Raw genomic sequence first — 19,619 nt, 5'->3', positions numbered from 1 at the left:
AATTGGACATCTAATTTTAAAATCTCCATGTAGCTAGGCTTATTTAAGTTACCCTTTTTTAGGATAATAAAAATATCAACTTTTTTCACATCACCTCTTGACATTTCTTAGCTGGACTTTTGCAGACATTTTCAAAAGGAAACGAAAACCGCGCCGGCCCGGTACCGCCGTCTGAACGGTTATAAAAAATAGAAAAGAAGGCGGAAATATGAGGAAAAAATCATTGACAACAGAGGACAGCTTATGATAAAATAGATCGGTATGAAAACGCGCCAATGCTCAGCGCTTTGGAAACTCCAACCAGCGCCTGGTATTTGGTGAGACTGAAAATTAAGGAGGAAATCATCATGATTTCAAAGGAAAAGAAAGCAGCAATTATCGAACAGTATGGCAGAAAGGCTGGCGACACAGGTTCACCGGAAGTACAGATCGCAATCTTAACAGAGAGAATCACAGAATTAACCGATCACCTTCAGAAGAACCCGAAAGACCATCACTCCAGAAGAGGACTTTTAATGATGGTTGGACAGAGAAGAGGACTTCTTGACTACTTAAAGAAGACCGACTTAGACGGCTACCGTGCATTAATCGAGAAGTTAGGAATCAGAAAATAAAACCATTTAGGGTGGAGAAACTTCTCCACCCTATCTGTCTATTATCAGAGAATTGAAACGTGCGTATTAAAAGCGGAGGGAAAATCCGAGACCGCTGATGTACGCGTAATAAGCAGCATCGTTTCTTATTGCGCGCAGATCAGTAGTTTCGGCCCTCCTCTGCTTATAATATATATTAATTATAATCAAAAGGAGATTCAAACATGTTCAAGAGTTACAGCATGGAACTTGCCGGCCGTACCTTAACGGTAGAGGTTGGAAGAGTAGCGAAGCAGGCCAGCGGCGCTGCATTTATGCATTACGGAGATACTGTTGTATTATCGACTGCGACAGCATCTGACAAGCCAAGAGAGGGTATCGATTTCTTCCCGTTAAGTGTAGAGTACGAAGAGAAATTATACGCAGTAGGTAAGATTCCTGGCGGTTTCAATAAGAGAGAGGGAAAGGCTTCTGAGAATTCCGTTCTGACTTCCCGTGTTATCGATCGTCCGATGAGACCGTTATTCCCGAAGGATTACCGCAACGACGTGACTCTGGACAACATCGTTATGTCCGTAGACCAGGACTGCAGCCCTGAGCTTACCGCTATGTTAGGCTCTGCGATTGCAACCTGTATATCCGATATCCCGTTTGACGGTCCATGTGCGACGACCCAGATCGGTATGGTTGACGGTGAACTGGTTGTGAACCCGACTCAGGCGCAGAAACAGGCGTCCGATATGGCGCTCACAGTCGCTTCTACCAGAGAAAAAGTAATCATGATCGAAGCAGGAGCCAATGAGGTTCCGGAAGATATCATGATCGAAGCTATATTTAAGGCTCATTCCGTAAACCAGGAAGTGATCAAATTTATCGATACCATCGTGGCGGAGTGCGGAAAACCGAAGCATACCTACATCAGCTGTGCGGTTCCGGAAGAGTTATTCGCAGCCATCCGGGAGATCGTTCCGCAGGAAGAGATGGAAGTAGCGGTCTTTACAGATGACAAGCAGACAAGAGAAGAGAATATCAGAAACATTACCGCTAAATTGGAAGAAGCATTTGCTGATAAGGAAGAATGGCTGGCAGTATTGGGAGAGGCCATCTATCAGTATCAGAAGAAGACTGTTCGTAAGATGATCTTAAAAGACCACAAGCGTCCGGATGGCCGTGCTGTCGATCAGATCCGTCCTCTGGCGGCTGAGATCGATATGCTCCCGAGAGTACACGGTTCCGCCATGTTTACACGTGGACAGACTCAGATTTTAAACATCTGTACACTCGCTCCGTTATCCGAGAGCCAGAGATTAGACGGCATCGACGATATGGAGACATCCAAGAGATATATGCACCATTACAATTTCCCGTCATTTTCCGTAGGCGAGACAAAGCCATCCAGAGGACCGGGACGCCGTGAGATCGGCCATGGCGCGCTGGCAGAGAGAGCCCTTGTTCCGGTGCTTCCATCAGAAGAAGAGTTCCCATATGCAATCCGTACCGTATCCGAGACCATGGAATCCAATGGTTCCACCTCTCAGGCGAGCATCTGTTCCTCCTCCATGTCCTTAATGGCGGCTGGTGTTCCGATCAAATCCGCGGTAGCAGGTATTTCCTGCGGCCTGGTGACCGGCGATACTGATGATGACTATATCGTATTAACCGATATCCAGGGGCTGGAAGATTTCTTCGGCGACATGGATTTCAAGGTTGGCGGTACTCACAAGGGTATCACCGCGATTCAGATGGATATCAAGATTCACGGCCTGACAAGACCGATCATCGAAGAGGCCATCAGAAGAACGAGAGAAGCAAGAATCTACATCCTTGACGAGGTTATGGCAAAGGCAATCGCAGAGCCGCGCACAGAGGTTGGCAAGTACGCTCCGAAGATCGAGCAGATATCCATCGATCCTCAGAAGATCGGCGATGTTGTCGGCAAGCAGGGTAAGGTAATCAATAAGATTATCGAGGAGACCGGCGTTAAGATCGACATTTCCGACGACGGAAGCGTATCCGTATGCGGAACCGATAAGGAGATGATTGCACGCGCGATTGAGATTATCAAGAGCATCGTGACAGACATCGAAGCGGGCGCCATCATGAAGGGCAAGGTTGTCAGAATTATGAACTTCGGCGCATTTGTGGAGCTGGCACCGAACAAGGATGGTATGGTTCACATCTCCAAATTATCCGACAAGCGCGTAGAGAAAGTGGAAGACGCGGTAAATATCGGCGATGAAGTGACTGTAAGGGTTATGGAAGTCGATAAGATGGGAAGAATCAACTTAAGCATGAAGCCGGGCGATATGGATCCCAACGTGGACGTATCGACTCTGGACAGCGGCAGAAGAGATTCTGACAGAAGAGACTCCGGAAGAAGAGATTCCGGCAGACGCGACGGCGGCAGAAGAGATTCTGACAGACGTGATTCTGATCGTAGAGATTCTGACAGAAGAGATTCCGACAGAAGAAATTCCTAAAAAATCTGACAGGCGGCAGAAACGGAGAATATCCGGTTTTGCTGCCTGTTTTTTCAGAGAGGTATATAAAAAATGAGGGAAATCTATTATAATGGAGTTATCTATACGGGAACCGGGAGGGATGCAGAGGCGATGGCCGTCGAGGACGGACGGATTGCCGCCGTGGGGAACTTTACTGATCTGGAGACTTGTTCCGAAGCGGTGTACCATAATCTGGACGGCCATTTTGTCGTTCCGGGATTTAACGATTCCCATATGCATCTGCTGAATTACGGCCACACGCTGAAGCTTGTGGATTTAACGGCGGCAACCTCGTCCCTGGAAGCGATGTGCTCCGCCCTTTCCCATTTTATTTCAAAGGAAAAGCCTGCACCGGGTACATGGGTAGTAGGGCGGGGCTGGAATCACGATTACTTTCAGGATGAGAAACGTTTTCCCAACCGGTACGATTTGGACCGGGTGTCCACGGAGCATCCCATTCTGGTGATCCGCGCCTGCGGCCACATTGCCTGTGCCAATACGAAAGCCATGGAGGCGGCCGGCATTACGAGGCTGACACCGCAGCCGGAAGGCGGCTGTTTCGACATGGATGAGGACGGAGAACCTGTCGGGATTTTCCGGGAATTCGGCGTGGATCTGATCCATGGGAACATCCCGAAGCCGGCGAAGAAGGAGCTGAAACAGTATCTCCGTCTGGCCATGAGGGATTTGAACAGCCGCGGCGTCACATCGAGCCAGACCGATGATCTGGCGGCATTTCCCGGCGTACCCTTTGAGACGGTGCTGGAGGCGTATCGGGAACTGGAACGGGAGGGGGCGATGACGGTACGGGTCTACGAACAGTGCCTGCTTCCGACCATGAAGCAGCTGGAGGATTTTCTGGCCCGCGGCTACCGCACGGGCCAGGGAAGCGCATATTTAAAAATCGGGCCGCTGAAGCTTCTGTTGGACGGATCCTTGGGGGCCAGAACTGCTTTCCTCAGTCAGCCTTACGAGGATGGGGAGCCCCCCGCTGAGAGAGGGATCGCCATCTACAGCCAGGAAGAGCTGGAGAAGCTGATCACCCTGGCCGATGGGGCGGGGATGCAGATCGCTGTACACGCTATCGGAGACGGCGCCATGGAGATGGCAGTGAGGGCGTATGAACGGGCTGTGGAAGCCAATCCGGACCGCACGGACAGACGGCATGGAATTGTCCACTGCCAGATTACGACGGGCAGGCTTCTGGAGGCATTTCGAAGGTTAAAGCTGCACGCCTACATTCAGTCCATTTTTCTCGATTACGACAATCATATCGTGGAGGCCCGGATCGGAGCAGAGCGGGCTGGAGAGACATATCAGTTTAAGACGCTGCTATCCATGGGAGTCTCAGTCTCTAACGGGTCAGACTGCCCGGTGGAGAGGCCGGATGTCATGGCGGGAATTCAGTGCGCGGTGACCCGCACCACATTGGATGGGTCGAAGACATTTCTGAAGGAGCAGGCGCTTACGGTGGAAGAGGCAATATCCACTTATACTGCCATGGGTGCGGAGGCCAGTTTTGAGGAACAGGAAAAGGGGACGCTGTCAGTGGGAAAGCTGGCGGACTTTGCCGTGCTGGAACGGGACATCAGGGCGTGCGCACCCGACAGAATAAAGGACACGGCCGTGCTGGAAACGTATGTGGGCGGTGTCTGTGTATACAAAAAAGAGAACAGCTGAGAGGCGGAGAGGGGAAGAACGATGAAGTTTACAGTAGAAAATCCGGATGAGAAACGGAGTCCCTATACGGGAATGACAAGAGAACACTGGATTGGTATCAGCCATTTTTTCCTGGAAGGGATTTTTGAGCATGTGGAGAAGCTGGAGGATCCGATCGTGGTTTTGCGCCATGAGACAAAGGTCAGCTATCCGCAGCCGGACGGGCCGAAATGGAGAATTGCGGCGGAACGGTTCGAGGGACTTGCCAGGAGCTTTTTGATCGCTGCTCCGCTGCTTCATAACGAGCCGGAGGCAGCGGCGGGAGGCTACTCTCTGAAGGAGTATTACTCGAAACAGATTCTTCTCTCCGTCACGCCCGGAACGCCCAATTATCTGCTTCGGGTGGAGGAGATATTTCCGGAGGCGCAGGAGGGGGAGATGGCGTTCCAGCACACGTGTGAGTGCGCCTCCCTGGTGATCGGCCTGTCCATATGCCGGGAAATAATCTGGGAGAATTATACGAAGGCAGAGAAGGACCGCATTGCGGATTACCTGTCGAATTTCGGCCACTCGTATACGGGCCACCACAACTGGCGTCTGTTCAACATGCTGATTCTGGCATTTCTGGACAGGGAGGGATATCCGATCGATCATGGGATGATGCGGGATCACGCGGCCGCCATTCTCTCTTATTACGCGGGGGACGGCTGGTACCGCGACGGCCATTTATTTGATTATTACTGTCCGTGGGCCTTTCATGTGTACGGACCGCTGTGGAACCAGTGGTACGGTTATGAAAAGGAGCCGTACATAGCGGCGAAGATTGAGGAATATTCCAACCGCCTGGTGGAGACCTTCCATCGCATGTTCGATGAGGAGGGGCATGTGACCATGTGGGGGAGAAGCGGCATCTACAGAAGTGCGGCATCGGCCCCGCTGGCGGCCAATTTCCTCCTGAAGAATCCGGCTGCGGAGCCGGGGCTGGCCAGAAGGATCGCCTCAGGCGCCGTGCTGCAGTTTGCTTCCAGGGAGGAGTGTTTCTATGAGGGTGTTCCATGCCTCGGCTTCTACGGGCCGTTCCAGCCATTGATTCAGACTTACAGCTGCGCAGCCAGCCCCTTCTGGATCGCCAATGCGTTCGTCTGCCTGGCGCTTCCGGAGGACCATCCGTTCTGGACCGATACGGAGACAAACGGAGTATGGGAGGAGATGAAGGACAGAGAAGTGAGGACCACGGTGCTGGACGGTCCGGGAATCGTGGTGGACAACCACAAGGACACCGGAATTACGGAATTCAGGACGGCGAAGGTCCTGATGAAGAAAGAGAATCCGTCCCTCAATACGTATTCCCGACTGTCCTTTAACAGCCAGTTTTTATGGGAAGACTTTGATTTCAAGGGAATCGAGGCCATGCAGTACAGCGTGACCTACGACGGCAGGGTGAAGAGCCTGATCCCGAATATCCTGATGTACGGCGGTGTGAAGGATGGAGTGCTCTACCGGAAAGAATATTTTGAATACGAATTTACCTTCCAGAACAAGGCGTCGATCGATCTGGCCGATTTTCCGGTGGCGGACGGCATCGTGCGCGTGGACAGGACCAGGATCCCGGATAAGCCGTATACCCTGACACTGGGCTCCTATGGAATGCCGGATGTGGACCGTTCGGGAGTCGATGTGAGAATCCGCACGGATCAGAAGACAGGGGCCAAGGCCATTCTTTTGAAGTCCTCGGAAGGGCAGATGGCGATGGTCATCTATGGCGGATTCGATGACATTGAAATCATGTCGAGACAGGGCGTAAGCGCCGTGACGAAACAGAGCTGCATCATGTATGGCGTCAGCCGCAGGAAGAGATACTATGAATATCTTCCGTATGCGATGATCAGCGTAATTCTGACAAAGAAGAGCCAGGAAGAATGGCGGGATGAAGACCTCTTCCCAATCCGCAGCATCACCTATACCGATAAAGAGAAATGCGGGGCTTACGGTCCTGTTGTTCTGGAGATGAAGGATGGAAGGACGGTTACGGTCGATTATGATGGACTGGAAGGGCGGCTCCATATATAATGAGATTGGAATGATATAATTTCCTTTGGAAGGGAAATGGAAACGGAGACTGAGACGGCAAATGGATGTAATGATCAGAAACGAGAGACCCGGGGATTACCGTGAGACAGAGGAAGTGACGAGAGAGGCGTTCTGGAACGTCCACGAGCCGGGATGCTGTGAGCATTATCTGGCACATCTTATGAGAGAGAGGCCGGAATTTATCAGGGAGTTGGATTTCGTGGCAGTGCGGGACGGTCGGATTGTCGGAAATATCATGTATGCCCGCACGGAGATTCAGTGTGACGATGGAACGACTCATGCGGCAGTGACCTTTGGGCCGATCAGCGTCCTGCCGGCATATCAGGGGCAGGGGATCGGAAAACGGCTCATTGAAACCTCGAAGGAGCTGGCGGCAGACATGGGAGCAGACGTTATTATTATCTACGGAGATCCGGATTACTATTCAAAGACCGGTTTTGTGCCTGCGGAAACGTACGGCGTCAGAAACGGGGAGAATCAGTGTGCGGCGGCGCTTCTGGCCTGTTTGCTGAAACCGGAGGCCGCGGCATCGATAAAAGGCCGATATTCGGAAGGACCGGCCTACGAGCTTCCGCCGGTGACAGATCCGGCGTTCCTGGAATTTGAGGAGACATTTCCTCCCAAAATCAAGGGGAAAGCGCCGTCCCAGGAGCGTTTTGCAGAGCTGGTGAACAGCACGGTTCCATGGGAAGAGAGGGCAAAGGGGCGGGATTAAGAATCTGTGAAGATTGCCTCAGATGAGAAAAAATGTCAAATATGCCTTGACACCCCTTACGAAAACGGATATACTACTAATCACAAATCGAATACGAAACATCTGCTGAATCAGATTCATTAAGAGGGAGTAGTTTTAGTGCATCATCAACATCCTGGCTGTGAAAACAGTCTGGTGATGCATACCAACAGTTGGTTACCAGACTTTTAATGTATTTATTTTGAGAAATGGGTTATTTCTTAATAATAGGTACATTAAGAGTCTTTTTTGTTTCATAGGAAAGTTGGTTCTATGAAATAAAAACCCTCCGGGCAGGATGCGCACTCCGCGCTGAGGAAGTATGGCCGCTGAAGCGACCGCGCTCCGGCGCGAGAGGCTGGTGAACCGGACGTTTTGTGGATTCTGCTTAAGTCTGATGCAGAGCCGTTTTTTGAAAACGGCAGAATGGAGGAAAATTTGAAGGATTGGTATCAGAAAGATGAACAGGAAATATTAAAGGAACTGCATGTGACGAAGGAGGGACTTACGGCCGGTCAGGCGGAAACGCTTCTCCTCGAAAAGGGCGAAAATGTGTTAATGGAAGGAAAGAAAAAGAGTGTGCTTGCGGTGTTTGCTGAGCAGTTCTGTGATCTTCTGGTGGTGATCCTGATTGCGGCGGCCATCATTTCCATGTTTTCGGGAAATGTGGAGAGCACCATCGTCATCGTGGCGGTTATTATTTTGAATGCTGTCTTAGGAACCGTACAGCATGAAAAAGCGAAGAAGTCCCTGGAGAGCTTAAAGAGCCTTTCATCACCCAATGCAAAGGTGATCCGCGGCGGACAGAAGATTGAGGTCCCATCTGCCAGGGTGGTTCCCGGCGACATTCTCCTCCTGGAAGCGGGAGACATGGTTGTGGCCGATGGAAGAATCTTAAATAACTATTCGCTTCAGGTCAATGAGAGCTCCCTGACAGGAGAGTCGACCAACGTGGATAAGGAGGAAGGGACGATCGACGGCGAGATGCCGTTGGCGGACCGGACCAATATGGTATATTCCGGAAGCCTGGTCACTTATGGAAGGGCCATGGTGGTGGTGACCGGAACGGGAATGGATACGGAGATCGGTAAGATCGCCAGTCTGATGAACGCGACAAAGGAAAAGAAGACACCTCTTCAGGTGAGTCTGGACCAGTTCTCCGGACGTTTGGCAGCGGTGATCATGGTCATCTGTGCCATTGTATTCGCCTTAAGCTTATACCGGAAAATGCCGGTTCTCGACTCTCTGATGTTTGCCGTGGCGCTGGCCGTGGCGGCGATTCCGGAGGCACTCAGTTCCATCGTAACTATCGTGCAGGCCATGGGAACACAGAAGATGGCAAAGGAAAACGCCATCATCAAGGAGCTGAAGGCGGTAGAGAGTCTGGGGTGCGTCTCTGTTATCTGCTCCGATAAGACAGGAACCCTGACCCAGAATAAGATGACGGTCCAGGAGATTTACATTGACGGAAATACATTCCGTCCGGAAGAACTGGATCTGCACGAGCAGCTTCACCGTTATATCTTATACGACTCGATTCTTACCAATGATTCCACCCTCGTTGACGGTAAGGGAATCGGAGATCCCACCGAGTACGCCCTTCTGGAAATGGCCAGAAAAGTAAGTGTCAATGACGATGTCCTACGGACGATGATGCTCCGTCTGGAAGAGATTCCCTTTGATTCAGACCGAAAGCTGATGAGTACCAAATATGAACTGCACGGTGTGCCTACTATTTTGACGAAGGGTGCTGTCGATGTCCTTTTAGACCGGACAACCCATATCCGCACTGCGGAAGGAATCCGGGACTTTACGGAGGCAGACCGGGAGGAGATCAACCGGCAGAATATGGAATTCTCCCAGAACGGTCTGCGTGTGCTGGCATTTGCCTATAAAGAGGTGGAAGATGACCACGTCCTCTCCTTAAAAACGGAGAACGGCTTTACATTCCTCGGACTGGTAGCCATGGTGGATCCGCCGAGGGAGGAATCGAAAGAGGCCGTGTCCGACGCTAAACGGGCCGGAATTCGACCGGTTATGATCACTGGTGACCATAAGATCACGGCGACGGCCATTGCGAAGCAAATCGGTATCTTTGAAGAAGGCGATCTGGCGGTGACAGGAACGGAACTGGACGCCATGAGCGATCAGGAGCTGGATGGGAAGATTACGAAGATATCCGTTTACGCCAGGGTGTCTCCGGAAAATAAGATCCGGATTGTCGATGCATGGCAGAGACGGGGCAACATTGTATCCATGACGGGAGACGGTGTCAATGACGCGCCGGCCCTTAAGAAAGCAGACATCGGTGTAGCCATGGGAATTACGGGAACCGAGGTGTCCAAGGATGCGGCTTCCATGATTCTGGCGGACGATAATTTCGCAACCATCATCAAGGCTGTGGCCAACGGCCGTAACGTATACCGGAACATCAAAAATGCAATACAGTTTCTATTATCAGGCAACATGGCGGGGATCCTGTCGGTACTGTACACGTCCATCATGGCTCTTCCCGTTCCGTTTGCACCGGTACATCTGCTGTTTATCAACCTTCTGACGGACTCGCTTCCGGCCATCGCAATCGGTATGGAGCCGGCGGAAAAGGATTTGCTGTCACAGAAACCGAGAAATCCGAAAGAAGGAATATTGACAAAGGAATTCATGATGAAGCTGTTCCTGCAGGGCGGCCTGATCGCTGTCTGTACCATGACAGCCTTCCATCTGGGACTGAACCAGGGCGGTGCCGCGGTCGCCAGCACCATGGCGTTCTGTACGCTGACACTGGCGCGTCTGTTCCATGGATTTAACTGTCGAAGCAGCCATTCGATTTTCCGAATTGGATTTTCCGGAAACTGGTACAGTCTGGGTGCATTTCTGGCGGGTGTCGCACTCCTGAGCCTGGTGATGTTTGTACCGTTCCTGGAAAGACTGTTTTCTGTCGCACCTCTGACAGGCAGCCAGATCGGACTGGTCTATCTGCTGGCGGTAATACCGACTGTGGTGATACAGCTTACGAAGATAGTCAGAGAACAGAGACTAAATAACGCTTTTCACCAATAAAATAGTATGATAAAATAATCCGGTACCGATATTACGTAATATGGGAAGGAAACGACATGACAGGACAATTATTACACAAGTTCAGAAATCACGGACCTTTGTCAAGACGGACGAAGTTTCTGATTCTTGCCCTGGTGCCGGTTTATTTTATGGCTGCGGGGCTGTTTCTCCAGCCGTTAAATGAAGTATTAAAGGGAATTATTACGATTATCAGGGAACCGGATTTCCTGATCACGGATTATATTGCGATCGGAGGAATTGGGGCCGCGTTTGTCAACGCCGGTGTGATGGCTCTGATTTCCATTGCCATTGTCTATTATCTGGGGATGGAGATGAGCGGTCACACGATTACCTCCTGCTTTCTAATGTTTGGTTTTTCTCTGTTCGGAAAGAATATTTTAAATATCTGGTCGATCATGATGGGCGTCTGTCTTTATGCCTTTTATCATAAGACCTCAGTTACGCGGTACATCTATGTTGGTTTCTATGGAACCAGCCTGTCACCGATTATCACCCAGCTTATGACGGTGGGACATCTGCCGCTGGCCGTAAGGCTGCCGCTTAGTATACTTGTGGGTATTATTATCGGGTTCGTACTGCCGCCGCTTTCCACACATACTCATTACTCCCATAAGGGCTACTCCCTTTATAATGTGGGCTTTGCATCTGGAATTATAGCGACGGTTATCGTCTCTCTGATGAGATCCTTTGGGCTTCAGACGGAGGCTCGTCTGATCTGGTCCACGGGAAATGATTTGCTTTTTACCAGACTGCTTCTCGGGCTGTTCGGCGGTATGATCCTGTTTTCCTGCCTCATCGCGGAGTCGGTCTGGAAACGTTATATGGAAATCTGGAAGACGTATGGCTTAAGCGGCACAGATTACGTGAAAAGCGAGGGCTTTGCGCCGACGCTGTTTAACATGGGTATTAATGGAATCGCTTCCACGCTGATTGTGCTGCTGGTTGGAGGAGATTTGAACGGTCCCACCATCGGAGGTATCTTTACCATCGTCGGATTCAGTGCCACGGGAAAGCATCTGAGGAACATACTTCCGGTTATGGCCGGAGTGATTCTGGGAAGTTTTGTGAAGACGTGGAATATCACCGATCCCAGCGCCATGCTGGCCCTTTTACTCTCCACGACACTGGCGCCGATCGCCGGTGAGTTCGGCGTGGTAGCGGGGGTGCTGGCCGGATTCCTGCATGCATCTGTGGCGCTGAACGTGGGAATTGTCTACGGAGGAATGAATCTTTATAACAATGGATTTGCCGGTGGTATTATCGCCATGTTCCTGGTACCGGTGATTCAGTCGGTCCGGGACAGAAGAGCGAGAGCGCGCACGCATGATTCCCTGTAAAAAAGTCGAAAACTGCTGAGAATTATTTCGGCAGTTTTCGACTTTTTATGTGGGTATTATTGTGAGGAAAAACTGGTATTTATGCGGGGAAAACCTGCGTACAGTTTTCCAGGTCTTCTGTTTCATTTTCTGAAATATATAGTTCTGCTGACAGGGATAAGTCGTTGTCTAAAAATTTCTCTTCGTGGAACAGCTTGTCGATGACAGGCCAGCTCTGGGCGGCGTTCTCTGTCTCAAGCCATATTCCCAGCAGCGGGCCGGCGCCTTCGCAGTCAATATAATCGTAACCGTTATCACGTATGGCGCCTTCTGTGATCTCGCTGACGCGGTCTGGTATGAGATAGCGTAAGTCCAGATCGGGATTTGTTAGTTTACCCGGGTTTAATACTATAATGATAGTCTGCATATCGTTTTCTCCTTATGGTTTGATTTTTTGATTGTTTTTTGAGGGGAAGACTGGAATTATGCTGCGATCCTGGGAGGGGAATGTGCCGCATTAGGAATCGGGTGAGATCGCTCTTTCATACTGAACATTTTCCATATACTCTTCGAGCGTTTCAACATCGAACCACATTCCGGCCTTATCCATCTCGAAAAGCTTTTCATACCCATATAAATGAATTAGAAAGTCCCAGCCTTCTTTGGTGATCAGGCCTTCTAAAATACCGCAGTAGCCGAATAACTCAATAACTTTATCCGGCTCTTCGAGATCGGCCGCTGTGTATTCAGTTCCTTTGGGCGGCGGATAAATATATATGCCTAACATGATTGATCCCCCCTTAGATTCAGTTTTCGTTCTTTTATAATGATACGCATGTAGAGATTTTAGACTGCATTCGGCAAAGGATTTTTTCAGGATGGAATCGGAGGTGTCTTAGCTGGAAATGCCTGAATGCGAGTATTTCTAATTAGAGTATCCCGATCTTGAATGTTTCCAATCCGAGCGTTCCGCCCCGGAGTGCCCTGACCCGGAATGTTCCAAATTTGAACGTTCCGAATTTGAGCGTTCCGAATCTGATTGTTCCGAATCCGAGCGTTCCGAATCTGAGTGTTCGGAATCCGAGTGCCTCGAATCTGCGTGTTCGGATCCGGAATATTTCGATCCGGATCCCGCCTTTCCGGATCCCTCGTAATCTGGCTGGTGCCGGCTTTCACAGCTGGAGATATGTTCCTTGATTTCATCGATAGAGCAATGGCTATACTGGGTAATATCCGTTTCAGGTGCCGCTGCCTCCAGTTTCTGCAGGTAAATATATTTGCCTGCGGTCACTCCGCAGGAATGAGCGGCTTCCACCTCCTCAGAGGTCACAGCCCGGTATTCCGTATTCCCGTCTGGGCGCAGCGTGGTTACGGTAGTATCTGCCGTCTCTCGAATTTCCTTCAGGAGCCGGGATTGTCTGGCCTCATTGGCTGAGTAGACGGTGACTACCACGTTCTTATTTCCGGACAAATACGGTTCTCCGCTCTCGGATTGCAGCAATTTTTTTACCGCTTCCCCGCACTCCATGCCGGTCAGCCGGACGCCCGAGAGCAGAACTTCCCCTTCTTCATTGAGAGACGAGGAAGAGGTTACGCGGTCCAGGCGGTTGACAGACAGTTCAATGGAAGGATTGACGTCCACACTGATTAATGCCGCCTGTGCATAATAATAGTGGTAACCGCCTCCGGTTACTACGAAGCACAGGCAGGCTGCAATGGCAGTGGCGGCTGTGAGAAAATGGCGGGATCGCTGTTTCGTCTTTACAGGGACGATATCCCCCTTTTTCCAGCCTTTTTTTGCCGGGAGTGAGACGAAATCTCCGCCATTTTTCATTATAACAGCTTCTTTTCCTGTTATTTCAATGATAATTCCCATCTTCAATCGGTATCACCTCCCTGTATTGTGGAAGAAATGCTCTGATTCCGGGATAATCTCCGGATAAGAGGATGATCAGAGTTACAATGTATTTCCGGTGCTTTTCTATGGTTTTCGGAGAAATAAAGAGAGCCGAGGCAAGCTGTGCCTGCGGGAGTTTTTTCTGTTCAAAAAACATGGCGTGAAATTCCGGATTTAAAAGTACGGCCGCAGCTAACTGGCGGCACGTGGCTTTTGCACGCTCCTGTTTGGGGCAAATACGGGGCAGATCTTTCCAGACGACGCCGTATACGCCGATTGCCTCAGAAAGGCGGTCAATCTCCTCGCAGAGGGAGAGACGTTCCTGTTCCCTGTCGTAGGCCTCTAAGGAGGCTTTCCACGCTGCGGCTTCCAGCTCGGCCGCATCGAAACCAGACGGCTGGATACTCTTCAAATACCGGTTCTGCCTGCGGATTTCATCATTGATCCGGTTATGAAAGCAGACGGAGAAAAATGAAATAAAGCTGCCCCTGTTCTCCGTGTACTGGCGGACGCAGCTGACAAAAGTCAGCATGGCGAGACTGAGCCGGTCTTCATAATCCAGAAGCGGAGATGCGGCCGCGCCGGCCTGCTTTTTTAGGAGAGGCAGATAGTCGCCTAAAAGCTTCTCAAGCTCTGCGGAATCGGACTGAGCTATTTTTATGCGGTTTTCAATGTCGTTCACGGTTCCACCTCCTGTTCCATGCCATTGTACAGCTTTTTCCAGGTTATGTAAATCAATAAAATTTTTTTCAGACCCTACATTTTGGAAGAGAGCCGTCGTATTCTTTAAACGAGAATAAAAAATGAAATGAGGATATGAATTTATGAAGAAAATAATAACCGGCATTCTTGCATCTGCAGTTGTATTGAGTATGGCGTTTCCGGCGCTGGCATCGACACGTGTCTGCGACCGGTATGAGTCGTGCGCCGTGGAAGGCTGTGAGACAGAGACCTGCCATGAGCATGATGGAGTGACCTATCGTGGAACGTGCCAGGATGGAACCTGCTCGTATCACAGTGAGAACTGCGGACCGGGAAGCGGAAGCCAGCGGGGGCACCACAGAAGCCATGGGAACCATGGAAGTCACGGCTGCCATTGACAATGGGAGAAGTAAGTGAAAGGTATCAGGCTGGAAAAGGAACTCAGGCGGAATCATTGATTCTTCCGGGTTTCTTTTTTATTACAGGAAAGTGCTTTCTAAGAAACAAAAAAACTTTGGACAGCACGTTACGGAGGTATGGGTATAAAATCCCGCGTCATCGGTGTAAAATAGGGATAGCGCCGGCGGAAATGGTGTGATAAGATTAAGAGGCAGAAATAAAATAAAACAGAAAAAAGGGATTGTTATGTTATACCAGATAATGGATGGGACGGTGAGCGCCGGCGGAGTGCCGATACTGTCCCATATTGATTTTGAAATAAGGGGAACGGAAAAGATTGCAGTTGCCGGGAAGAACGGGGCGGGAAAGACGACTCTTTTAAGACTCTTAGCGGGCGAGATTTCTCTGGACCGGGACGATAAACGGAATGGGCCGGGAATCATGGCTTCCAGAAGACTTACCGTGGGCATGATGAGGCAGCAGCCTTTCGGTGATACGTCATGCACGGTGGAGGAGGAACTCCTTAAGGGCTGCCCTGGAAGAGAGGTCGCGGGTAAAAATGGAACAGGCCTAAGCAGCTCCGCAATTTTTTCGGAATGGGACCGGGAACGGTTCGACTATGAGCGGGAGTATGACATCCTGTTTACCGGTTTCGGATTCTCAAAAGAGGATAAGAAAAAGAAACTGTCGGAATTTTCCGGAGGAGAGCAGACGAAGATCGCACTGATCCGGCTTTTGCTGGAAAAACCGGATATTCTGCTGCTCGATGAGCCGACGAATCATCTGGACTTAGAGACGGTGCAGTGGCTGGAGGAGTATTTAAGGCAGTATGACAAGGCAGTGGTGATGGTATCCCATGACCGCTTTTTTTTAGACCGGACGGCTGATGTGGTCTATGAAGTGGCGGGAGGGAAGCTTACCCGCTATGTGGGGAATTACTCCGCGTACAGGGAGCAGAAACGAAAGCAGCTTAGCTTACAGAAAAAGGCGTATGAGAGCCAGCAGGAGGAACTGGAGCGGCTGAATTCCGTGGTGGAACGGTTTAAACACAAACCGACCAAGGCGTCGTTTGCCAGAGCGAAGAAGAAGGCCATGGAACGGATGAACCGGGTGGAGAAGCCGGAGGAAGACGATATCCATATCTTTACCGGGGAACTGACGCCGCTCATAATCGGCAGCAAATGGGTCTTTGAATCGGAACATTTAAAGATCGGTTATGACCGCGCCCTGCTGGAGATCACCATGAGAATCCGGCGGGGACAGAAGATCGGCATTTTGGGGCCAAATGGCTCCGGAAAGACGACCTTTTTAAAGACGGTTGCAGGTTTCCTTCCGCCGCTGGACGGGGAAATGTCCGTCGGAGTCAATATTACCATGGGATATTTTGACCAGCTTTCGGCCCAGGTGACGTCTGAAAAAAAAGTGGCAGATCATTTTCACGACTTATTTCCTGCGCTGACGGAAAAGGAGGCACGCACCATCCTGGGGGCCTATCTGTTTGGAGGGCGCGTGGCGCAGAGATCTGTATCCTCTCTCTCGGGAGGGGAGAAGGCGAGGCTGGTGCTTGCAGAGCTTTTGCAGAGCAGACCTAATTTCCTCGTTCTGGACGAGCCGACGAACCACATGGATATTCAGGCGAAGGAAACACTGGAATCCGCGTTCCGCGCCTATACCGGAACGCTGCTGTTCGTCTCCCATGACCGGTACTTTTTGAGTGAGGTAGCCGATTCACTCCTGATTTTTGAAAATCAGTCGGTGATGTATTACCCGTTTGGTTATGCGCATTACCTGGAAAGAAAGCGAAAATCGGAGGGAGAAGGCGGTCTGGCAGCCCAGATGAAGGCAGAGGAACAGGCATTGATCGCCGGTATGAGGGCGGTTCCGAAGGCGGAGCGTCACAGACTTAAGGAAATATCCGCGGAGGATGCGTATATCGACTGGCGGCTTCGTCTGGTATCCGAAAAAATGATTCCGGCCGGAGCGCAGGCAGGAGAACTGTACGCGGTGATGGACGCGATGAAACAGGAGTGGATGGCGTCGGAAGACTTCTGGTCCGGAAAGAGGTGGGAGAAGGAAACGGAATATACGGAGCTCTGCCGCCGGTATGAGGAAACGGTTGCTGTCTGGCATGAGCTCTGTCTGGAGTGGTACGCCGTCTGGTCCGGAGAGGAAAACGGAGAAAATTCTTAGCGAACCCTTATTTTTTTCTAAAAGCTGTTGTCCAGGGATTGCACCGCGTGCGGCGGCATGGTACAGTGTAGTGGAATGAATAGAAATGAGGGATAATATGGGTTGTCTTGGTAATTTACTTTGGTTTATATTCGGCGGTTTCATCAGCGGACTGAGCTGGACGCTTACGGGCTGCCTCTGGTGTATTACGATTATCGGCATTCCGGTGGGGATGCAGTGCTTTAAATTTGCCGCGCTCAGCTTCTTTCCGTTTGGAAAAGAGGTCCGGTATGGCGGCGGCGCGGGATCCTTTCTTTTAAATTTAATCTGGCTCATTGTGTCGGGGCTGCCCTTAGCGATCGAGTCGGCCCTGATCGGAGTGGTGCTGTGCATCACGGTGATTGGAATTCCTTTTGGGCTTCAGCAGTTTAAACTGGCGAAGCTGGCTCTGATGCCGTTTGGAAGTGAGGTGTATTAATCATGGAAATTCCGGGAAAGCGGCTGGGGAAAAAGAGTACGGCGCTGGAAAAGGAGTGGGCCGCGCTTAAGAAGAGCGAGGCGCGTTTCGTGGAACGGCAAAAGGAAAAGGGGCCGTCGATTATCAATCAGAAGCTGGACCGGGTAGTCCCGGAGAAGTTAAAGGGAACGCTGGATGCCGCATTTTACAAGGCGTTTCAGCTGGTTTTCGAAAAAGGCGGAATGGTGATCAATAAGACGTACCGGAAGGAAGACGGGGAGTACAGGCAGAAGCTGAACGCTTACGCCGCCAGTCTGAAGGAAAACAGGAAGAATTTGAAGGCATTTTCGAAGCAGGCGGCGGTGTCTAAGACAAAGAATCTGCTGATTTCCGGAGTGGAGGGAATCGGCACAGGGGTCTTCGGAATCGGGATACCGGATATCCCCCTGTTTACAGGCGTGATCTTAAAGAGCCTTTATGAAATTGCCGTCAGTTACGGGTACGCCTACGAGTCCGAGCGGGAGCAGGAGTTTTTGCTGGAGATTATCAAGACTGCTTTGGAACGGGGCGGAGAACTGGCTGAGGATAACGAACGGATTAACCGCTGGATCGAAGGAACCGGCGGGCTGGAAGAGAAGAAGGTTCTGATGCGCAAGACGGCGGACCGGCTCTCGGAGGAACTTCTGTATATGAAGTTTGTACAGGGACTGCCTGTTGTGGGAGTCGCGGGAGGTTTGTCGGACTGCATTTATCTAAAGAAAATTACGGATTATGCGGAACTTAAGTATCGAAGAAGATTTCTGTGGGAGCGGAATGCTGCCGCAGAAGGAGCCCGGAGCAGGGGATGAACCTGCCGGGCTCCTTTTTTTGTTTCACAGGAAAGTTCGTTCTATGAAACAAAAAAACTTCGGGGGATGCGCACTCCGCGCTTAGGAAATATGGCCGCTAAAGCGACCGCGCTCCGGCGCGAGAGTCCAGCGAGTCGGACTCTTTATATTTGTCCTGATTACAGTTCAACCGCTCCCGCTGTCTTCTACTGCTTTTGTTCAACCTCAATCATCTGGAAAGAAAGCTGCTGAATTCCATCGATCTTCCGGAACTGCTGGGGAGTGAAGCCTAAGTATTTTTTGAAACAGATGGAGAAGAGGGAGGTGTCGGTAAAACCGCAGGCGTAGCTGATCTCCTTTATAGACTGGTTTGTCGTGGACAGCATGACCGTGGCCATACGGATCCTGTACTGGGTTAAGTATTCTTTGGGGCATATACCCACTTCTTTCTTAAACAGGCGGTAAAGATAAGTCCGGTCAACCCGGACCTGGTCGGCCAGCCACTGGATGGTGAGCTTCTCAAAATAGTTGCTCCGGATCACGCCTATCGTGCGGCGGACAATCTCATTCTTATAGGCGTTCTGCGTGTTGATGACCGGTCTGGAGAGATGGTAAAAAATGTTGTACAGCCGGGAGAGAAGGTAGTAATCGTTTTCATCACCGGACTGCATGTGGCGGATGATGTCGTCGATGGATTCGATCAGTTCCGGGGAATCGGGATAGGTCGCCACGGGACTGTAGGCAAAGCCGCAGCTTTCCGTAATCTGCGCCGCATCGCTTCCAACGAATGCGACCCACGCATATTCCCAGGGATCCTCCTCGTCCGCATAGTAAAATGTTGTCTCTCCGGGCCGGATTAAAAACATGTCCCTCTGTTTTAATACGTATTTTTTCTCATCAGCAAAGAAGACCCCCTTTCCTTTTATAATGAAATGAATCAGATAATGGGCCCTCTTGGCGGGACCAAAGGAGTGGCTGCCCATACATTGTTCCCGGCCGGCAAAACCAAAGGAAAGGGATGAAGATTCCCCGGAAATATTCTTTCGAAAGATTTCTATCATATTTCTCTGCATAAGTTCCTCCTGAAAGACAACATTTTTTATATAAAATACAACAAAACATATTGTTTTTGATGAATCTTTATTATATTATAATATTAACAAAAATAAGTTTGCAAATCAATAAAAAATAAAC

16 protein-coding genes are annotated in these 19,619 nt (G+C 50.5%); 11 read left to right on the top strand and 5 right to left on the bottom strand.

What is annotated here, in order from left to right; genetic code table 11:
* The first annotated feature begins 347 nt into the window (after positions 1-347).
* From rpsO to H8S75_RS12460, 7 genes are all read left to right on the top strand, one after another.
* On the top strand, positions 348-614 hold the full coding sequence (gene rpsO, locus H8S75_RS12490) for a 30S ribosomal protein S15 (RefSeq protein WP_055657257.1): 267 nt from the start codon (positions 348-350) through the stop codon (positions 612-614).
* A 203-nt stretch (positions 615-817) separates the two neighbouring features.
* The gene (locus H8S75_RS12485; RefSeq protein WP_187021914.1) at positions 818-3,073 is read left to right on the top strand and encodes a polyribonucleotide nucleotidyltransferase; all 2,256 of its coding nucleotides are present in this window, start codon (positions 818-820) and stop codon (positions 3,071-3,073) included.
* Between the two features lie 72 nt (positions 3,074-3,145).
* A complete protein-coding gene (locus tag H8S75_RS12480) occupies positions 3,146-4,774 on the top strand; it encodes an amidohydrolase (protein WP_187021913.1) in 1,629 nt (542 codons plus the stop codon).
* A 21-nt stretch (positions 4,775-4,795) separates the two neighbouring features.
* Complete coding sequence (locus tag H8S75_RS12475) at positions 4,796-6,823, top strand: DUF2264 domain-containing protein (protein WP_187021912.1); 2,028 nt, start codon at positions 4,796-4,798, stop codon at positions 6,821-6,823.
* A 61-nt stretch (positions 6,824-6,884) separates the two neighbouring features.
* The gene (locus H8S75_RS12470; protein ID WP_187021911.1) at positions 6,885-7,559 is read left to right on the top strand and encodes a GNAT family N-acetyltransferase; all 675 of its coding nucleotides are present in this window, start codon (positions 6,885-6,887) and stop codon (positions 7,557-7,559) included.
* Positions 7,560-8,015: 456 nt separating this feature from the next.
* Positions 8,016-10,637, top strand: a complete 2,622-nt coding sequence (locus H8S75_RS12465) for a cation-translocating P-type ATPase (RefSeq protein WP_187021910.1) — start codon at positions 8,016-8,018, stop codon at positions 10,635-10,637.
* 56 nt (positions 10,638-10,693) lie between these two features.
* Positions 10,694-11,995 carry a DUF1576 domain-containing protein gene (locus H8S75_RS12460; RefSeq protein WP_187021909.1) on the top strand — a complete coding sequence of 434 codons (1,302 nt, stop codon included), beginning with the start codon at positions 10,694-10,696 and terminating at the stop codon, positions 11,993-11,995.
* A gap of 79 nt (positions 11,996-12,074) precedes the next feature.
* Here H8S75_RS12460 and H8S75_RS12455 read toward each other — a convergent pair whose 3' ends face one another.
* From H8S75_RS12455 to H8S75_RS12440, 4 genes are all read right to left on the bottom strand, one after another.
* Entirely contained in the window at positions 12,075-12,401 is a 327-nt protein-coding gene (locus tag H8S75_RS12455) for a hypothetical protein (protein WP_187021908.1), read from the bottom strand.
* A 90-nt stretch (positions 12,402-12,491) separates the two neighbouring features.
* Positions 12,492-12,761 carry a hypothetical protein gene (locus H8S75_RS12450; RefSeq protein WP_187021907.1) on the bottom strand — a complete coding sequence of 90 codons (270 nt, stop codon included), beginning with the start codon at positions 12,759-12,761 and terminating at the stop codon, positions 12,492-12,494.
* Positions 12,762-12,899: 138 nt separating this feature from the next.
* A complete protein-coding gene (locus tag H8S75_RS12445; protein ID WP_243270259.1) occupies positions 12,900-13,850 on the bottom strand; it encodes an anti-sigma factor domain-containing protein in 951 nt (316 codons plus the stop codon).
* Positions 13,834-14,553, bottom strand: a complete 720-nt coding sequence (locus H8S75_RS12440; RefSeq protein ID WP_187021905.1) for a sigma factor — start codon at positions 14,551-14,553, stop codon at positions 13,834-13,836. Before H8S75_RS12440 ends, H8S75_RS12445 begins: the two co-directional genes overlap by 17 nt.
* A 142-nt stretch (positions 14,554-14,695) precedes the next feature.
* Between H8S75_RS12440 and H8S75_RS12435 the strand changes: the two genes are divergently transcribed.
* From H8S75_RS12435 to H8S75_RS12420, 4 genes are all read left to right on the top strand, one after another.
* Positions 14,696-14,971: a hypothetical protein gene (locus tag H8S75_RS12435; RefSeq protein WP_187021904.1), complete on the top strand. Its 276-nt coding sequence runs from the start codon at positions 14,696-14,698 to the stop codon at positions 14,969-14,971.
* Between the two features lie 247 nt (positions 14,972-15,218).
* A complete protein-coding gene (locus tag H8S75_RS12430; protein ID WP_187021903.1) occupies positions 15,219-17,162 on the top strand; it encodes an ABC-F family ATP-binding cassette domain-containing protein in 1,944 nt (647 codons plus the stop codon).
* A gap of 97 nt (positions 17,163-17,259) precedes the next feature.
* Positions 17,260-17,619, top strand: coding sequence for a YccF domain-containing protein (locus H8S75_RS12425; protein WP_002600776.1), 360 nt, complete (start codon positions 17,260-17,262; stop codon positions 17,617-17,619).
* 2 nt (positions 17,620-17,621) lie between these two features.
* Complete coding sequence (locus H8S75_RS12420) at positions 17,622-18,446, top strand: EcsC family protein (RefSeq protein ID WP_187021902.1); 825 nt, start codon at positions 17,622-17,624, stop codon at positions 18,444-18,446.
* Between the two features lie 185 nt (positions 18,447-18,631).
* Here H8S75_RS12420 and H8S75_RS12415 read toward each other — a convergent pair whose 3' ends face one another.
* Positions 18,632-19,498 (bottom strand): AraC family transcriptional regulator, encoded by an 867-nt coding sequence (locus H8S75_RS12415; protein ID WP_187021901.1) that lies wholly within the window; start codon positions 19,496-19,498, stop codon positions 18,632-18,634.
* Positions 19,499-19,619 lie beyond the last annotated feature (121 nt).

The sequence above is a fragment of the Hungatella hominis genome, from assembly GCF_014288005.1.
Lineage (GTDB): Bacteria > Bacillota > Clostridia > Lachnospirales > Lachnospiraceae > Hungatella > Hungatella effluvii.
The sequence above is the reverse complement of the archived record's forward strand: the minus strand, read 5'-3'. Positions and strand labels throughout refer to the sequence as shown.